At 42.5% G+C, this 16877-nt stretch carries 16 protein-coding genes; 7 read left to right on the top strand and 9 right to left on the bottom strand.

What is annotated here, in order from left to right; genetic code table 11:
* Positions 1 to 32 precede the first annotated feature (32 nt).
* The gene (locus MB380_RS05600) at positions 33 to 2099 is read right to left on the bottom strand and encodes a carboxy terminal-processing peptidase (protein ID WP_253533819.1); all 2067 of its coding nucleotides are present in this window, start codon (positions 2097 to 2099) and stop codon (positions 33 to 35) included.
* A 170-nt stretch (positions 2100 to 2269) separates the two neighbouring features.
* Positions 2270 to 3019: an FKBP-type peptidyl-prolyl cis-trans isomerase gene (locus MB380_RS05595; RefSeq protein ID WP_253533818.1), complete on the bottom strand. Its 750-nt coding sequence runs from the start codon at positions 3017 to 3019 to the stop codon at positions 2270 to 2272.
* A gap of 131 nt (positions 3020 to 3150) precedes the next feature.
* Here MB380_RS05595 and moeB point away from each other — a divergent pair, with 131 nt between their 5' ends.
* Both moeB and MB380_RS05585 read left to right on the top strand, forming a co-directional pair.
* Complete coding sequence (moeB, locus tag MB380_RS05590) at positions 3151 to 4257, top strand: molybdopterin-synthase adenylyltransferase MoeB (protein WP_253533817.1); 1107 nt, start codon at positions 3151 to 3153, stop codon at positions 4255 to 4257.
* 3 nt (positions 4258 to 4260) lie between these two features.
* Positions 4261 to 4704, top strand: a complete 444-nt coding sequence (locus MB380_RS05585) for a GreA/GreB family elongation factor (RefSeq protein ID WP_253533816.1) — start codon at positions 4261 to 4263, stop codon at positions 4702 to 4704.
* 122 nt (positions 4705 to 4826) lie between these two features.
* Here MB380_RS05585 and MB380_RS05580 read toward each other — a convergent pair whose 3' ends face one another.
* From MB380_RS05580 to MB380_RS05560, 5 genes are all read right to left on the bottom strand, one after another.
* The gene (locus MB380_RS05580) at positions 4827 to 5573 is read right to left on the bottom strand and encodes a glycosyltransferase family 2 protein (protein ID WP_253533815.1); all 747 of its coding nucleotides are present in this window, start codon (positions 5571 to 5573) and stop codon (positions 4827 to 4829) included.
* Positions 5574 to 5668: 95 nt separating this feature from the next.
* The gene (locus MB380_RS05575; RefSeq protein WP_253533814.1) at positions 5669 to 6496 is read right to left on the bottom strand and encodes an amidohydrolase; all 828 of its coding nucleotides are present in this window, start codon (positions 6494 to 6496) and stop codon (positions 5669 to 5671) included.
* An 11-nt stretch (positions 6497 to 6507) separates the two neighbouring features.
* Positions 6508 to 7134, bottom strand: coding sequence for a carotenoid biosynthesis protein (locus MB380_RS05570; RefSeq protein ID WP_253533813.1), 627 nt, complete (start codon positions 7132 to 7134; stop codon positions 6508 to 6510).
* On the bottom strand, positions 7134 to 7988 hold the full coding sequence (locus MB380_RS05565) for an N-acetylglucosamine kinase (protein WP_253533812.1): 855 nt from the start codon (positions 7986 to 7988) through the stop codon (positions 7134 to 7136). The genes MB380_RS05570 and MB380_RS05565 overlap by 1 nt, the downstream gene beginning before the upstream one ends.
* A gap of 18 nt (positions 7989 to 8006) precedes the next feature.
* Complete coding sequence (locus MB380_RS05560; RefSeq protein ID WP_253533811.1) at positions 8007 to 10973, bottom strand: putative LPS assembly protein LptD; 2967 nt, start codon at positions 10971 to 10973, stop codon at positions 8007 to 8009.
* A 188-nt stretch (positions 10974 to 11161) separates the two neighbouring features.
* Between MB380_RS05560 and MB380_RS05555 the strand changes: the two genes are divergently transcribed.
* The 3 genes from MB380_RS05555 to MB380_RS05545 all read left to right on the top strand — a co-directional run bounded on the left by MB380_RS05555 (position 11162) and on the right by MB380_RS05545 (position 13622).
* Positions 11162 to 11920 carry an N-acetylmuramoyl-L-alanine amidase gene (locus MB380_RS05555; protein ID WP_101727709.1) on the top strand — a complete coding sequence of 253 codons (759 nt, stop codon included), beginning with the start codon at positions 11162 to 11164 and terminating at the stop codon, positions 11918 to 11920.
* A gap of 101 nt (positions 11921 to 12021) precedes the next feature.
* Positions 12022 to 12960 carry an MlaD family protein gene (locus tag MB380_RS05550; RefSeq protein ID WP_253533810.1) on the top strand — a complete coding sequence of 313 codons (939 nt, stop codon included), beginning with the start codon at positions 12022 to 12024 and terminating at the stop codon, positions 12958 to 12960.
* Positions 12961 to 13022: 62 nt separating this feature from the next.
* Positions 13023 to 13622 carry a DUF4230 domain-containing protein gene (locus tag MB380_RS05545; RefSeq protein ID WP_253533809.1) on the top strand — a complete coding sequence of 200 codons (600 nt, stop codon included), beginning with the start codon at positions 13023 to 13025 and terminating at the stop codon, positions 13620 to 13622.
* Between the two features lie 3 nt (positions 13623 to 13625).
* Here MB380_RS05545 and upp read toward each other — a convergent pair whose 3' ends face one another.
* The gene (upp, locus tag MB380_RS05540; RefSeq protein WP_253533808.1) at positions 13626 to 14270 is read right to left on the bottom strand and encodes a uracil phosphoribosyltransferase; all 645 of its coding nucleotides are present in this window, start codon (positions 14268 to 14270) and stop codon (positions 13626 to 13628) included.
* A gap of 19 nt (positions 14271 to 14289) precedes the next feature.
* Positions 14290 to 15264, bottom strand: coding sequence for a 6-phosphofructokinase (gene pfkA, locus MB380_RS05535; protein WP_101727705.1), 975 nt, complete (start codon positions 15262 to 15264; stop codon positions 14290 to 14292).
* A gap of 341 nt (positions 15265 to 15605) precedes the next feature.
* Between pfkA and MB380_RS05530 the strand changes: the two genes are divergently transcribed.
* Complete coding sequence (locus tag MB380_RS05530; RefSeq protein ID WP_253533807.1) at positions 15606 to 16163, top strand: acyl-CoA thioesterase; 558 nt, start codon at positions 15606 to 15608, stop codon at positions 16161 to 16163.
* An 11-nt stretch (positions 16164 to 16174) separates the two neighbouring features.
* Positions 16175 to 16762, top strand: coding sequence for a phosphatase PAP2 family protein (locus tag MB380_RS05525; RefSeq protein ID WP_253533806.1), 588 nt, complete (start codon positions 16175 to 16177; stop codon positions 16760 to 16762).
* Positions 16763 to 16877 lie beyond the last annotated feature (115 nt).

Below are 16877 nucleotides of genomic sequence, written 5' to 3'. Positions count from 1 at the left end.
AATCTACCGGCTTTTTTGATATTATTCTTGTTTTATTTCAGAGAAATCAAATCACATAATATTCTTTCAGATTCTGTCAATATCAAATCTTTGCTATCCTTTTCACCTGCGCTCAGCTTGTTTACTGCGCTTCTGTGTTTTTCGCTTTCATCTCTTTCTGCTTTACGTTTCGCTTCATTTAAAGACACAACCGTTACATCTTTTGTCTTGCGATACTCAGTAAGGTCTTCAACCAATTGTTTCATGGCAGGGTCTGAGCTCAGCCTTTGTTCATATTTTTCCAGAATTTTGCCAAGAACCTTATCCGTAATTATATTGGTTTTTTCATAAGCAGAGGTACTAATCTGGTCAAACGGCAGCGCGGCCGGCTGAGAACTTTCTCCCATTTCGTCAGGGTCAAAAGGTGAAGGCAGATTAATATCAGCCGACACACCCTTTCTTTGGGTGCTGTTACCCGTAATACGGTAGAACTTCTCAGTAGTTAACTTCAGCTGACCATATTTTTCCTTCTGGTCGAAACCAACATTAGAAGAGGCCTTTTTATCATTTGAGGCTGTACGCGGCGACAGCAGAAACTGGTCAAGGTCAACCAATTGTTGAACGGTGCCTTTTCCGAAAGATTTTTCGCCTACAACCAGCCCCCTTTTGTAGTCCTGAATAGCGCCTGCAAATATTTCAGAAGCCGAAGCACTGAAACGATTCTGCAAAATTACCAGCGGGCCGTTGTAAACCAGTTCAGGGTCTGTGTCGCTTTCAACATCAATAGCACCATTATTGTCGCGCCGTTGTACCACAGGACCTTTGGTAATAAATAGTCCGGTAAGGTTAATGGCTTCCGTTAGCGCGCCACCTCCATTGTTCCGTAAATCAATTACTACCCCTTCTACTCCTTTGGCCTTGAATTCATTCAGAAAACGCTTCACATCTTTGGTTGTACTCTGAAAATCGCCGCCTTTGCGGGCATCCTCAAAGTCGCGGTAAAACATCGGAATCTCAATTACCCCCAGTTTGTAATCCTTGCCGTTTTGTTTGAAAGGCACAACCGTTCCTTTGGCTACGGCTTCTTCCAGTTTTACCTTTGCACGTACCAGTCTAAGCTCTTTTGTGGCAGACCCGGCGGGGGCATCGCCCGGTAGCAGCCGAATGCGCACTACAGTACCTTTTGTACCTCTTATCAGTTTTACGGCATCATCAGTCAGCCAGCCCACAATATCCTGCCAAGGGCCATTTTCGCCTTGTGCAACAGCCAGTATCCGGTCGTTTTTCAATGCCCTGCCATCTTTAAAAAGTGGCCCGCCCGGTATTACCTCGGCAATGGTTACGTAGTCGCCTTCATTTTTCAGAGACGCACCTATGCCTTCTACCGACTGGCTCATTTCAATATTAAACTGAGCCGCCGTGCTGGGTATCATATAATTGGTGTGGGGGTCTATGGTCTCAGAGAAGGCGTTCATGAAAGTTTGAAACACGTCTTCAGACCGCCACTTGGCAATTCTAGACTCCCAGCGATTATAGCGATCTTTCAAGGTAGCCACTATCGCGCTGTCTTTACTGCCACTCAGTTTCAGGTCAAGCACCTGACTTTTTACAATCTTACGCCATACTTCATCAAGCTCTTCTTCCGATTTCGCCCAGCTTGCTTTCTCTCTGTCGGCATCAAAAGCTTCATCAGTTGTAAAATCAAAAGGTTTGTCAAGCAGGGTTATAATTTTTTCATGGCGTTTTTTGTATTTAGCTCTAAACAGATTAAATACTTCAAAAGCCGGGGTAAGGTCTCCTTCCAGCAAATCTTCATCTACACCATATCTGTATTTTTCAAATGACGCAATATCAGCCTGTGTAAAATAGGCATGGCTGCCGTCTACATCTTTCAGAAAATTATCCCAGACTTTAGACGAGAAGTTGTCGTCCAGTTTAAATTTCTGGTAATGATGATAACTAAGAAACTGCGTGGCAAATTGCTCTACCTGCTCTTGCGTGCGGGTTGGCACCAACTCATTGTATCCGTAAGTAGGGGCAGTAGATACTTTGTTCTGAGCCTTGTTCTCGAAGCATCCGAAAAGCCCTGTCAGGGTAAAGAGTACCAGAATTTTTTTCATAATTTCTAACATAACAAAGCAACCCCCAAACGGAGAGTTTAATTAAACAATTTACCAATTAACATCATACCAAACAAAAAGCCTACCGCTAAAGGCCGGCTTAACTGAAAAACATCTATCTGCCAGATTAGGTTGCAAATTCGTTCTGAATCAGAACAATTGCTACCACTTTATTTTACGATATCAAGCAGCTCAACCTCAAACACCAAAACCTGATTCGGGCCGATACTCGGAGGGCCCTGCTGACCATAAGCCAGCTCGGCTGGTATAAACAATTTCCATTTAGAACCCACCGACATAAGTTGAATAGCCTCTACCCAGCCCGGAATTACCTGCCCGACACCAAACTCGGCAGGCTGGCCTCTGTCTATAGAGCTATCAAAAGTTGTTCCATCAATCAGCATACCTTTATAGTGTACTTTTACTTTATCGTTGGCTGTTGGTTTGGCGCCTGTTCCTTCCTTCACAATCTGATACTGCAAACCACTAGGTAACTCTACAACACCGGGTCTTGTTTTATTGGCGGCCAGAAATGCCTCTCCTGCTTTCAGATTGGCACTTGCCTCTTTCATTGCCTGATTCTGAAAATAAGACTGAATATAAGCGTTGGCATCATTAGGGTTAATGGCCGTAGGTGTGCCGTTGAGCACATCTTCTATGGCTTGCGCAAGCATGGCTGTATTGGCTTTAATATTTTGTTGCTTAAGATTGGCGGCAATGTTCATTCCGATTGCATAGCTTAGCGAATCAATGGTATTGCGCATAACTGTTGCTTCGGCCTGCACAGGTTTTGCCGGAGGTGCCGCGGCGGGTCTGGCTGTAGGTGTGGCCGGTTTTTTAGCTGGGGTTTTAGGGGTTTGCGCAAAAGACAATTGTGTGGCAAAAATACTAACTGAGAGAGCAACTATGATTTTCTTCATTTTAAAAAACACTGTTTTTGAAATATTTGTTAAGGAACAACAAATAAACGTACTTTTACTTTAAAAATTAGATTTCGAAAAAAAAAACTCTGCAAAATATAAGTTTTCAGTTTTTTTTAAGATTTTTTAACATGGCTCTAACCTCTGAAGAAATAAGGCGATACGACAGGCAGATTATTTTGCCGGAACTAGGCCTGAGCGGCCAGCAAAAACTGAAAGAAGCCCGTGTGCTTGTAGTAGGATGCGGCGGCTTAGGCTGCCCGGTACTTTTGTATCTGGCAGCCGCCGGTACAGGCACCATTGGTATAGTTGAAGACGACACCGTAGCACTTAGCAACCTTCAAAGGCAGATTATGTATACTACAGACACCGTGGGGGAACCCAAACTGCAGGAGGCAACTAAAAGGTTAAAGATGCTTAATCCTCTTGTTAATTTCATCGGCTACCATACCCGCCTTATGGCCGAAAATGCACTTGAAATAATAAGCAATTATGATATTGTGGTAGATGGTACTGATAATTTTCAGACAAGATACCTGGTCAATGATGCCTGTGTAATGCTTAATAAACCTTATGTTTACGGTGCCATCAATCGCTTTGAAGGGCACGTAGCACTGTTTAATTATAATGAATCGGCTACTTACAGAGACCTGTTCCCGTCTCCTCCCCCACCTGAACAGGCTCCTAACTGCGCCGAAGCTGGTGTTTTAGGCGTATTACCGGGTATTATTGGGTCTATACAAGCGCTTGAAGCTATAAAGGCCATTACAGGTATCGGCGAGCCACTGGCAGGTAAATTACTGATAATGGATACCCTGAGTATGCAAAGCAGGATGGTGAGGATTCCGAAAATACCCGGCACACCCGCAATAAACAAACTGATAGATTATGAAGCATTTTGTGGTGTACCAGCTGATACATCAGAACCTTTGGATGAGATAAGTTATGAAGCATATATGCGGTTGACTGAATCCTGTGCTGATGAGCCCCTGTTTCAGTTGATAGATGTACGTGAAAAACATGAGTATGACAGGTTTAATATCAACGGCGAACTAATGCCTTTATCGGAGCTGGAAAAGCACCTGGACAAAATAAGACTAGACCAAACGGTGGTTATACACTGCCAGAGTGGTATCAGAAGCAGAAAAGCCATCAGTTTACTAAAAGAAAAATACGGATTTAACAATTTAATAAACCTATCCGGAGGCATCAATGCCATTGTAGCGCCCGGCAGCTAAAGAATGAAAGAAGCAATTTTAGAAAAGGTAAAAGAACTGGTTGAAAAAAGAATGAATACCTCCTGGGAAGCCATGGAGGCGGCCAAAAATTCGGCAAACGAAGAAAGTAAAAGCTCGGCAGGTGATAAATACGAAACAGCTCGAGCCATGGGCCAGCTGGACCGTGAAATGAATGGACGCATGTTTGAGCAGGCCCGTCAGGAAAGACAGTTGCTGGATAAAATCAACCCGGATGTTACACACACTGCTGTCAATTCCGGAGCTCTCACAGAAACTTCAATGGGTACCTTTTATGTGGCTATCGGCACGGGCGCTATAAATGTAAATGGCAAAAGCATAATGGTTATTTCTCCGCAATCGCCTATAGGGCAGGCAATTATGAGAAAACAAATTGGAGAAACGTTTACGTTCAGAGGCAAAACCGAGCAGATTATCAGTATTGAATAAGCCGGCAGCCTAACATTATAACATTGATACCTGATGTTTTGAAAAACTGATTCAGCAAGGGTACTAAGATTCTCGGGCTGAATCAGTTTACAGAACAGATATTGGTTCGATAGAGAATACTGTTACTTTACCACCCATTGTAATAGCTTAGATAAAGGCTTGGCATATAGGGTATACCAGCGCGGCTCAAGGCCGTTTATGGTCCATGCCAAACGGTCTTCCCGGTTGGCGGCAAGGCGTTTTCTGAAAGAGCTGTTGCTGTTGCCACCAATACGCATTTTCATTAAAACCTCTGGAATGTAACAGGCCGATACATTATACTTGTATAACATCCTCAACATCAACTCGTAGTCGGCGGCACTCTGCAAATCCAGATTATACAGGCCATACGCATCATAAATCTTTTTCTTGAGAAAAAATGCAGTATGCGGCGGCATCCAGCCATTGAGAAATCTGATTTTGTTATACTCGCCAGAGACCCAGTTTCTCTCAATTTTCGTTACATCTTTGTTGTTTACGTAGTGAAGGTCTCCATAAACTGCATCTGCCTTAGATTCCTGAAACGCCTTTGCTACCTTTGATATCACGTGGCTGTCAGGATAAAAATCATCAGAACCAACAATTCCGATGGCTTCACCGGTGGCCATCTTTACGCCTTTGTTCATGGCATCATAAATGCCTTTGTCTTTCTCAGAAACCCATCTGATTTTATCTCCATACGACTTTAAAATATCAACAGTACCATCGCTCGATGCCCCATCAACTATCAAATGCTCAATATCAGGGTAATCCTGCGCCAGCACACTATCTATGGTATCTTTAATGGTTGCAGCAGAGTTAAATGCCGCAGTTACTATTGAAATCTTCATCGGGGTATATTCATTTGCCGTTAAAAAAGCAATTCTTTTGGTAAAGCCAAAACTACAAAAGTCTTTTGGCAGGCGACCGGGACACCGAGCATTTTTTATTGAAGACCATAAAAACGAACTGCGTTTTCACCAAAAATTTTATCCTTTTCTGTCTGGGTTAGTTTTTCAAAATATGACTGCACAATAGAAAGCTGGTCTTCATACGCACCTGCAACCAGACAAACCGGCCAGTCTGACCCATACATGAGGCGATTTGTACCAAAGCAATCGAGTACCGTATCCAGATAAATATAGAAGTCTTCTTTCTTCCAGTTATACCAGTCGGCCTCAGTTACCATACCAGATACTTTACAGTAAACCTGCTCATGCCGGGCTATCTCTTTCATGTAGTTTGACCACCGCGATACTTCCTTGTTCTTAATGTCGGGCTTGGCAATGTGGTCAATTACAAATTTATTGTCGGGGCATTCTCTTACAATATGCAACGCATCTTTCAGTTGTTTCGGATAAATGAGAATGTCGTAAGTATAGCCAAAAGGAACTAACTTTTTCACACCATCAATAAACGATTCCTGCTGCATGAATCCGACGGGTTCTCCCTGCACAATATGCCTGAAACCTTTCAATTTCTGAAACTGGCTGAAATACTTCAGCCTTTCTGCCAGATTATCAGCCCGTAAGTCAATCCAACCTACCACGCCTTTAATAAAAGAGTATAAATCAGCAAATTTCAAAAAATCAATATTCTCCTGTTCAGACTGATTCACCTGCACCAGTACGCAGCCATCTATTCCATTTTTGTTTAGCAGGGGTTCTAAATCAGCAGGCAGGAAATCACGCTGAATAGCTTTCATAGATTCGTCAATCCAGGCATAGTATTTTGCATTGTAATGCCAGAAATGTTGATGCGCGTCGATAGTCATAAGTAAGGGAGTTAGCTAATTATATTTTGAATGCCGAAAAAACATATCTGAAAAATGAGCAGCCAGAGGGCTATCGGATTATCTTTTCTGAATTTAAGGCTGAAAAACAAAGCGAATAAAAAAGCAGAAACAATAAACCACGCTATGTAATTCTGTAAAGGCGGCTGAAGAGAGTCCCATGACCACATATTTAAACGGATTGCTACTGGCTCTATCAGTACATCAAGTAGCGTCATTGACAATGCCCCTAAACTAACCTTTACAATAAAAGGCACAGATAAACGACTAATTGAGCTACCTATACAATAAATTAAAAGCAGCCAGTTGGCGCCTATCAATGGCGGAACATCAATAATCTTGAAGCCGAGTGTGGTTTCATATTGGTAATGACCGAAAATGATGCCTGTATGCACACCTGCTACCTCAATAAAATAGCCGGTAAGAAAAGTAATTACTGCAAAAATATAAAACGGGCGATTGAATTGCTGGTTAAAACCCAGAAGTATAACCAACGACACCACCAGATTAAATGGTGTAAGCGCCTGAAAAAGCTCGGTTGTCTGTGGGATATTTAACCCAATTAGGCCTGCCAGATACATAGAGGCAAGCAAAAGCAGGTATGGCCTCGGATTCCTCATCAGCTTAAAAGTTTAGTAGTATGAAACGTCACCAATCCGTCTATTGGGGCCATCAGTATTTTTCCTATCTGTAATTTCAGTTTCAGGGCTTCTTTACGTAATAGCTGCTCATAATAAAAGGCCACCGAGCCTACAAAATTGAGTTCTGCCTCATGGCACATCGGGTATTTTAATATGTACTTTTCAAAAAAAGCACTAAAAGACACCCTTACAAGATTATCACAAAACTGATGGCGGATGTTATCATGCAGAAATTTACCAAAAGCCGCAAAATAACGGTTAGGAAAAGGTTGATGATAGGCATTCTCTAACACCTGAAGCCGGTCTGTTACGCCATATTGCGCCTCAAACAATTGTCTGATATCTGCCGGCATTTCTTTGTGCAGATACGCTAGCATCAATAACTTACCCAGGTGGCCTCCACTGCCTTCATCGCCCAGCCAGAAACCCAGCGGCGGTACCTGAAAATCTATTTTCTCTCCGTCAAAATAGCAGGAATTTGAACCCGTCCCCAGAATACAGGCTATACCGGGGCTGTGTCCGCAGGCGGCTCTGGCAGCACCCAGCACATCACTATTAACTTCAATAAGGCCGGCTGTCGTAAATACCGCTTGTAATGCCGAACGCACAACGGTGGCTTTTTCGTCGTTAGCTATTCCGGTGCCGTAATAGTATATATCTGTTATATTGCCTGAAACTTGTGGTAAAACGACGCTTTTCAGCTCTGCAGCAATGGTGGCGGTGTCTTGATAATACGGATTAAACCCAACTGTTCGCACCTGCCCTACTACTTGGCCTTTATCTAAGATACGCCAGTCTGTCTTGGTTGAGCCACTGTCTGCAATGAGTATCATTTATTATCTTTTGAAAGGTTAAAATCCTCCTAATCCGTAAGTCTGGCGGCGGCGGCTAAGTTTCAATTCCTGCAGCAGCGTGCTTCGCACGCGCAGGTCAAAAGAATAGTTACTTGAACGGATATTATTACCAGCTATGGGTGTCCAGTTAAAACTCATGTCCCAGCAGTGCAGTTCACGATGCAGGCTGATGTTGGTTAATGTAGCGGCTTTGAACTGAAAATCCCATCCGGTGTTGAAACCAATTTTCCATTTGGGCGTAAGACTTAAATCACCCTGCACTGTTACAGCCTGGGTAATTTGCGGATTCGCCAGCCCCTGTTTTATGTAGTTCAGGTTATAACTGACACTGAGGGTCCAGGGTATAGAGAAGTCAACATAAAGTTCAGGATTGGTTGCCACAAATTTCTTCATTGCCTCCATGGCCGGGTCTGTTGACCTCATTTCTTTGGGTTTCTCTTTTGATTTATCAAAAGTTGCCGGCGATAATCTTGTGGCAATGGCCACGTTGGCATTGCGCAAGGTAGCCAGATTGCTCAGACTGAACTTATCAGCCTGCGAAATCTTATAAAACCTTGTAATACGCCCGGCGGGGTTCTGAAGCTGCAAAGCGCTGGTAGCCTCCTGCCTGTAATAGTACGGGTCAAGGCTGCCAGATACATTAATATTTATCAGGTTCTTAAGTAAATTGGTATTGGCTGAAATATTGATATTAGAAAGATTCATGGAGTCGCCAATGGCCAGGAGGTTGTAACTTCCGCTGATACCGAGGTTATCAAGCAATGAAATTTTTTCAAATGCTTTAGCAGCAGTATCTGACCTGGACCTCACTTTGGCTTCCAGCTGGTTAGTAAGAGAAAAACCAATACTACCTGATGCCCCCGCTGATGCCCCAAGTGTAGGGTATCTTGGTAAAAGTTTATTGAGGCGGGTGCGGTTTATAACACCATTGACGGTGTCCTGATCGATGCGCACAACCATGTAATCAAACAGATTCTTGGTGAAATCAGGGGCATAATTTACGCTGATTGACGGTGCCAGGGTATGTCTGATAGCCTGCAGGCGCCCTTTTCCCCTGAACTGATAAGTACCATAAACACGGGTATTTATGCTACCCGATACAGAGGTCTGATAGGTTGGAAAAAAGCCCTTAATGGTATCTATTTTAACGGCATTCTGACTTTCGATATACTGATAGCGGAGCGATTGAGTGAAAATATCGCCCCTTAATGACACACTGGGGGTAAAGTTGATGTATCGCGCAATTTTGAAGTTAGGCAATACAATAGGAATAGAATAGGTGGTACGAAACTGCCCGTCTGAAAGGATGTCCTGAAACGCATTCAGGCTGTTTATCTTCCTTACATTATTCAGCCTTTCCTGAATAGCCTTTTGTTTTTCTCTTTCCGCCGGAGTCAGCGTCAGCGGATTGGCATCTCTCAACCGAATTTCTTCGTTTGTAAGCGGCTTCGCTTCTATTGATTCATAAGAACCATCTGGCAACTGACGAACAATTTTGTATTCTGAATAACTGGTAATGCTATTTACTTTAGTGTTGGTGGCCTGATACCCACCATTGACATTAAAACCTACCCTGAAAGACTCAAACCAGCGGCCAACCATTTTCTTTTCGGGTATGAATGGGTTAAACTGATTTAAACCCAAACTGTAATTCAGATTGGCATCTACCTGCCCTGTTGTAAAGTTCTGAGAAATATTAAGCCCGGTACTGGTTACAAACTTTTGAGCAAAGGTACGGTTATACTGAACCGATGAATTGGAGGTGCTGCTCAGATAATTGCTTACATCGGCTGTATTAACATTGTTTCGGTTAAAACCATTGCTACGCAGGTTTACCGATGACGAGAAACTCCTGTCTGGCCTTTTGTTGGCGGGTGAATGCGACCAGTTAAGACTAAAGTCTTTGGCGCTTGACTGCGTAGTTTTAGGATCTATTACCTCAGCAACGGGTTTGTTGTAATTGTACTGAAAACTTAAATTGCCGGAGTATTTATAACGTTTGGAGTAGCTAGACTGAACCCCTACCCCAAAGCTGCCTTTGGAGTATATCTGAGCGAGTACTTTAGCGCCGATGTTCTCGCTGATGGCGAAATAATAACCGAAGTCGCGGAAATAAAAACCACGGTTACGGGGTTCTTCTCCGTAAGACCCCATAATAATGCCAGAAGTACCTATTTCTTTCTTTTTGGGAACAGGAAAAAACCCAAAGGGCAGGCCCAGTGGCAGCGGTACACCACTTAAAACAAAATTAAATGGCCCCGATATTATCTGTTTTTTATTGACAAGCTTGATTTTTCTGGCTGCAATATGAAAATGCGGTTCTTTCAGGTTACAGGTAGTGTACTTGGCGTGTACCAGGTACAGGTTATCTTCGGGGTCTTTCTTTACCCGCTCTCCCTGCACAAAACCTTCACCCTGCCTGGTAACAATATTCTTGATAATGGCCTTCCTTGACTTAAAGTTATACCTGATGGTATCTGTATTATAGGTGTCCCCGGCCTGCGTAAAAACAGGCTTTCCTTTTACTTTCTCTCCCTTTTTGGTGGTATCCGGCGAGCCGTGTGCAAAAATCTCGTTCTTTCCCCAGTCAAGCCTGATGTAGTCGGCCTCCAAAGCAATATCGCCATAGGTAACCTTGGCCTGGCCGTAGAGATGCACCGTACGGCCGTCTACCTCCATTACTGTTGAATCCTGGGCAGTATATTTTACGATTGACTGAAGGCTGTTATCTTTACTCTTCAGTGAGTCAGGAATAATTACTTTTACGGTATCCTGTTTTTCGGCAAACAACTTATTACCTGCTGCACGGGCTTTTCTGGGAGTCTCCGGAAGTGGCTGTCCAAAGCCACTATTTCCGGTACCGGCGCGCCTGAGCGGGTCAATTGTCGGAAACTGCGCAAAGACAGATACACTGAACAAAAAGCAACAGAGTATAAGTGGAAACTTCAAGAGATTATATTTCATTTAAAATTATACCGAAAAACTGTTAACCGCCGGGCGTTTTTCTTATGTTTTCAGACAAGATTGTATTTATTGTCGCCTCAAAAATAGTATTTTTGTAATCAAATTACGTTCTATCACTGGAATAACGGTGTAACGTGGCACAAAATTAGCTTATTAAAACATTAGACAGAACGTTTGCCCGGAAAATCATGTTAAAAATTCTTAAAGCTTTGTTTATTGCCATTGTTGCAACTGTTTCGGCAGGTGCGCAAACGGGAAAAATAAGAACTATCGTAATTGATGCAGGTCATGGCGGAAAAGACCCCGGCACCAGCCACGGAAAACTAAGAGAAAAAGATATTGCGCTAAGCATTACGCTTAAAACAGGCCGGCTAATTGAGGAAGAACTGGGCATAAAGGTGGTATATACCCGTAAAAAAGACGTTTTTATTCCACTACATGAAAGAGGCGCCATTGCCAACCGCAGCAAAGCCGATTTATTTATTTGCATTCATGTAAATGCCAACCCCTATTCATCTGCTGTTTATGGGTCTGAAACCTATACAATGGGGCTTCATAAAACAGAAGAAAATCTTGAACTGGCCAAACGTGAAAACGGCGTAATATTGTTAGAAGATAATTACGAGAAAAACTACGATTTCAACCCGAATTCACCACTTGCACACATAAAAATGGCAAATTACCAGAATGCCTTTATGAAACAAAGCTTAAATCTGGCGTCGAAGGTTGAAAAACAATTTCAAAAAAACGGGCGTAAAAGCAGAGGGGTAAAACAGGCGGGTTTTCAGGTGCTATGGGAAACAACCATGCCCGGAATTTATATTGAAACCGGGTATCTGACGAATACAACTGACAGAAAGATTCTGGAAAGTGAGGAAGGACACAACAAAATTGCCAGTGCCATAGTTAAAGCCATAAAAGCATATAAAGAAGAAGTGGAAAAATAAGTTTAAATTACTAACCGATAGAACCATAAGTACGGGCATTAAGGTTTAAACAAAATGACAGCGTCTGTGCTTATAATTAAATTCACCATATACGTATTATTATGAAAAAGGAAGTAAAAGTAGGACTGCTGGGTATTATAACATTTGCTATTTTTTATCTGGGCTTTAATTTCTTGAAAGGCCTGGACGTTTTCAGCACTGAAAACGAGTACTATGCTTATTACTCTAATGTTGAAGGCCTGCAGACCTCAAACCCTGTAATGTATAATGGTGTTACCATAGGGCGAGTAGTAGAAGTAATACCGGAGCAGGACCGCAACAGAGTAAAAGTTTTACTTGCCATTAAGAGAGATATAATGCTTAACGACAACTCGGTGGCCATTCTGGCTGATAACGGGCTGTTGGGAGGTAAAATGATAAAAATGCTGATTCAGGCAGGAAATCCAATCAAAGATGAGGGCGTTCTGAAAAGTGAAATTGAGGGTGGTTTGATGAGTGGCCTGAGCGAAAAAGCCTCTCCAATCTTAAAAAATGCCGATTCGCTGCTTATTTCGCTCACAACGGTTGTTAAACAATTTGATCAGACGGGCGTGGCTCTGAAAGCGCTTATCAGCAATGCTGATGCCACCACTACGGGTGTAAATTCAGTAGTTGCTGCTAACGCCCAGAACCTATCTGCTGTAACAGCCAATGCTGCTTTGCTTACGGCCAATCTGAATACGCTTACGACAAGCCTGGACACCCAGATTAAACCCATTCTGAAAAAGACAAACACTTTTGCAGATTCATTAAATGCCATAAGGATGGGAGAAACACTGGCACAACTTAACCGCTCTGTTGCCAGTATGCACCAGATACTGAACGAAATCAACCATGGAAAAGGCACCATAGGCAAACTGGCTACAAACGACTCGCTTTATGTGAATCTTGACCGTACTGCTGCCAACCTGGCTGTTCTTTTAGCAGACCTGAAGGCCAATCCGAAACGTTATGTTCATTTTTCATTGTTTGGCAAAAAAGACAAAGAACCCAAAAAGTAAGTTACCTTACCTTGCGGGGTTTCCGCCTTTTTGAAAGCATTGCCAGATTTAAGCCATAACCTATGCGACGGCCCATAAACCTACTAATTATTCTGATTGTTGCTTTTGTAGCCATTTTTCTGTGGGAAAAACTGAAGACCTTTAACCCGTTTGGCACAGAAGAGGCAAGCACCACTCACAATATTGTTTTGAAAGAAATGACAACGCTGGGCAAGATAGAACTGGCTAATTTTACTTTTCGTGATGTGGTTGAGCAGGAAATAAAACGAAGCTATTTGCCAAACCCGAAGGCAATTCTGATTGTACAGGGCAATGCAATAGGGTGTATTGATTTAACCAAAGTAAAGGCAGAAGACGTAGCTACAAAAAACGATACGCTTATTGTGCATTTGCCAGACCCCGAGCTGTGCCATTATAGCATAGACCACAAAAATTCGAAGATTTATGATACGCAGTATGCGTTTATGAACGAGCAACAACTACTAAATGAAGCCTATAAAAGTGCAGAAAGCAAAATTCAGCAATCGGCACTGGAAATGGGTATTCTTGAACAAACCAGAAAAAATGCCGATTTAGTTTTAAGACCGATTCTTGAAAACATATCGGGCAAAAAGGTTGTGCTGCAATTCAGGCTTTCGGCAACATTAAGCGCCCCAAAATAAGCATCAGACTTTACCGCCATAGGCCAGGTCTCCGGCATCACCCAAGCCAGGAACAATATAAGATTTATTGTTCATTTCCTCATCAACATCACCAATCCATAAACGGCATTGTGGCAGGCGGGCATTAATGAAACGGACACCTCTTCTGCTGGCTATAGCAGATACAATATGCGTTTTGGCTGGTATACCGTATCTTAGCATGGCATGGTAGGCCTTCTCGATTGACTTACCGGTTGCAAGCATAGGGTCGCTGATAATCAGTATTTTGTCTTGTATATCAGGGCTTGTAATGTAGTCCATCTCTATTTCAAACGACTCCTTCTCATCATGCTTGCCACGATATGCGCCTATAAATGCGTTTTCGGCCTTATCAAAGAAATTAAGCAAGCCCTGATGAAGCGGCAAACCTGCTCTGAGAATAGTAACCAGCACTATCTGCTGCGACATCTGCTGCGTAATTTTTGCGCCCAGAGGAGTAGTTACATCCTTATTCTGGTAACTCAGTGTCTTAGAGATTTCATAGGCAAAGATTTCACCCAGCCGCTCCATATTTTTACGGAACCTCAGGGCATCTTTCTGAATCTGCTGGTCACGGAGTTCTGCCAGGAAATGGTTTGCAACAGAGTAGTTTTCGGTCAGAACAAACATAATGATTAAGTTGAGATGATTAAATACTTAAAATATGAACCATTCTAAGTAAATCATCATGGATAGGCTTTGGTTTTTTGATAGTGTCAATAAACGGTGTATAAACCAGTTCGTTGTTCACTATACCTGCCATTACGTTTTTGTTACCTTTTATTAGACCTTCTACTGCACCCACACCCAGGCGGCTGGCCAGAATACGATCGTAGGCAGTTGGGGTTCCACCGCGCTGAATATGCCCCAGGGTGGTAACTCTGATGTCTAATTTATCAGCCACCTGCGACTTAATCTTTTCAGCAATTTCTGTGGCGTGCCCTTCTTCGTCACCCTCAGCAACTACAACTATTGAAGAAGACTTAGAGCGTGTCCATCCGTCTTTCAAAGTGCTTAATACTTTTTTAAGCGGCGTATGGGTTTCTGGTACCATTACAATTTCGGCTCCTCCACCAATACCCGACTGAATGGCAATATAGCCAGAGTCGCGCCCCATAACTTCAATAAAGAACACGCGGTCGTGCGAGTCAGCCGTATCACGTATTTTATCTATGGCCTCAAGGGCAGTATTTACGGCAGTATCAAACCCGATTGTGTAGTCGGTGCCATACAGGTCATTATCAATAGTACCCGGGCAACCTACGGTTGGTATTTCGTATTCGTTATAAAAAACTTCAGCTCCTGTAAATGTTCCGTTTCCACCAATCGCTACAAGCCCTTCTATACCGGCATTCATCAGATTCTCGTAGGCTTTTTTTCTACCTTCGGGTGTCATAAATGCCTTACTGCGTGCAGATTTAAGAATGGTTCCGCCTCTTTGAACAATATTACTTACCGATTGCGAGGTCATCGGAAAAACGTCTCCCGCAATCATTCCGCTATATCCTCTTCTGATACCAAATACCTCCAGTCCATGATAGATTGCTCCACGTACCACCGCTCTAATACAAGCATTCATGCCCGGAGCATCTCCACCAGAAGTAAAAACTGCAATTCGTTTCATCTTAAATAGGTACTTTATTTTAGCTTAGAATTAAAATATTAATAGTTCAATAGGGTTGTATTGTTTCAGCGCAAAAGTAATCAGTTTTATTTATTTCTCCCAAATTTTAATTGTTATTAGTATTTAATGATTATTCTGTTAAAAGCAATTTAATCAAAACATTATTCTAACTTGTAATTATTTTTAGAAATATTTGAACTATATCAGCTTCAAAAGCACAATATGGCTTAAAGTTAAAACAATTTTTAAAATATTAGCAAGGTCTAATCTTTGCTACAATACAAAGATTAATACCTTGATACGTTAATTTCTATATATTTACAACTGCATACCCGATACTTATGAATTCAGAGTTAAAACCAAAACCCGTTTCTTATTCACGCACTACCATTACTGAGCTTATGATTCCGTCTTATGCCAATTTCGGAGGGAAGATTCACGGTGGTATTCTATTGTCATTAATGGATAAAGTAGCTTATGCCTGTGCCTCTAAGCATGCAGGCGCCTATGTGGTTACGGTGTCTGTTGATGGTGTTACTTTCCTGCAGCCCATAGAGGTTGGCGAGCTTCTATCTTTACATGCTTCGGTTAATTATGTAGGCAAAAGCTCATTGCTGATTGGCATAAGGGTAGTTAGTGAAAATGTAAAAACAGGAGAGCAAAAACATACCAATACGTCTTATTTTACTATGGTGGCAAAAGATGATGAAGGGAAACCAACGCTTGTTCCGGAGCTTATAATTGAAACCAGAGAAGACCTGCGCCGATGCCTGGAGGCCATTAAACGCAAACAACTGAAAGAAAGGTATAAAGACGAGTTTGATAACCGGATATCAGCGCAACATCTGGATGAAAATATGCATTTATTAGAAAACGAAAGAGCCATTTTAAGCTTATAATTAAACGTTGTATGAAGCTACCTGCCTGCCTTTTGATGGTCTTACTCTTGCATTTTGATGTTTCGGCGCAGAATTTTGACATCAACGTTCTAAAAAACATTCAATCGAACAGAAATCACAGGCTAGATGCTGCCTTTGAAAATTTCAGCAAATCTACCTACCCTGTCAGTGCGGCCGTTCCGATTGGTTTGCTCGGTGTAGGGCTAATCACTAAGGATAAAAGTCTGCAAAGAGAGGGGTTGGCCTCTGGTGCAGCACTGGCGGTATCTTTAGGAACAACCTTTATTTTGAAGAAAGTAATTGACCGACCGCGCCCTTACGAGAAATATCCTTTTATTAACCCCTACGTTTTAGAAACTGACCCGTCTTTCCCATCGGGCCATACTACCGCTGCGTTTTCGGCAGCTACCTCTTTAAGCCTTGCCGTACCTAAGTGGTATGTAATAGTGCCGGCGTATGCATGGGCTGGTACTGTTGCTTATTCGCGCTTGCATCTGGGAGTGCATTACCCTACCGATGTATTAGTCGGGGCAGTTATCGGAGCTGGTTCGGCCTGGGCAACCCATCGCATTAATCGCTGGCTGAAAAAGAAAAGATAATTGCGGCAGTATAAAACCCAAACGAAATAAATAGCGTTCGCTATTCTGACGAAGGCCTAAAATCTTTACCAGATAAATTCATCCTTCTCAATTTCTGTTTCTTAAAGTAAACCAT

Source organism: Emticicia sp. 21SJ11W-3, from assembly GCF_024138715.1.
Classification (GTDB): Bacteria; Bacteroidota; Bacteroidia; order Cytophagales; family Spirosomataceae; genus Emticicia; species Emticicia fluvialis.
Note: the sequence above shows the minus strand (reverse complement) of the source record. Positions and strands in the feature narration are given on the sequence as shown.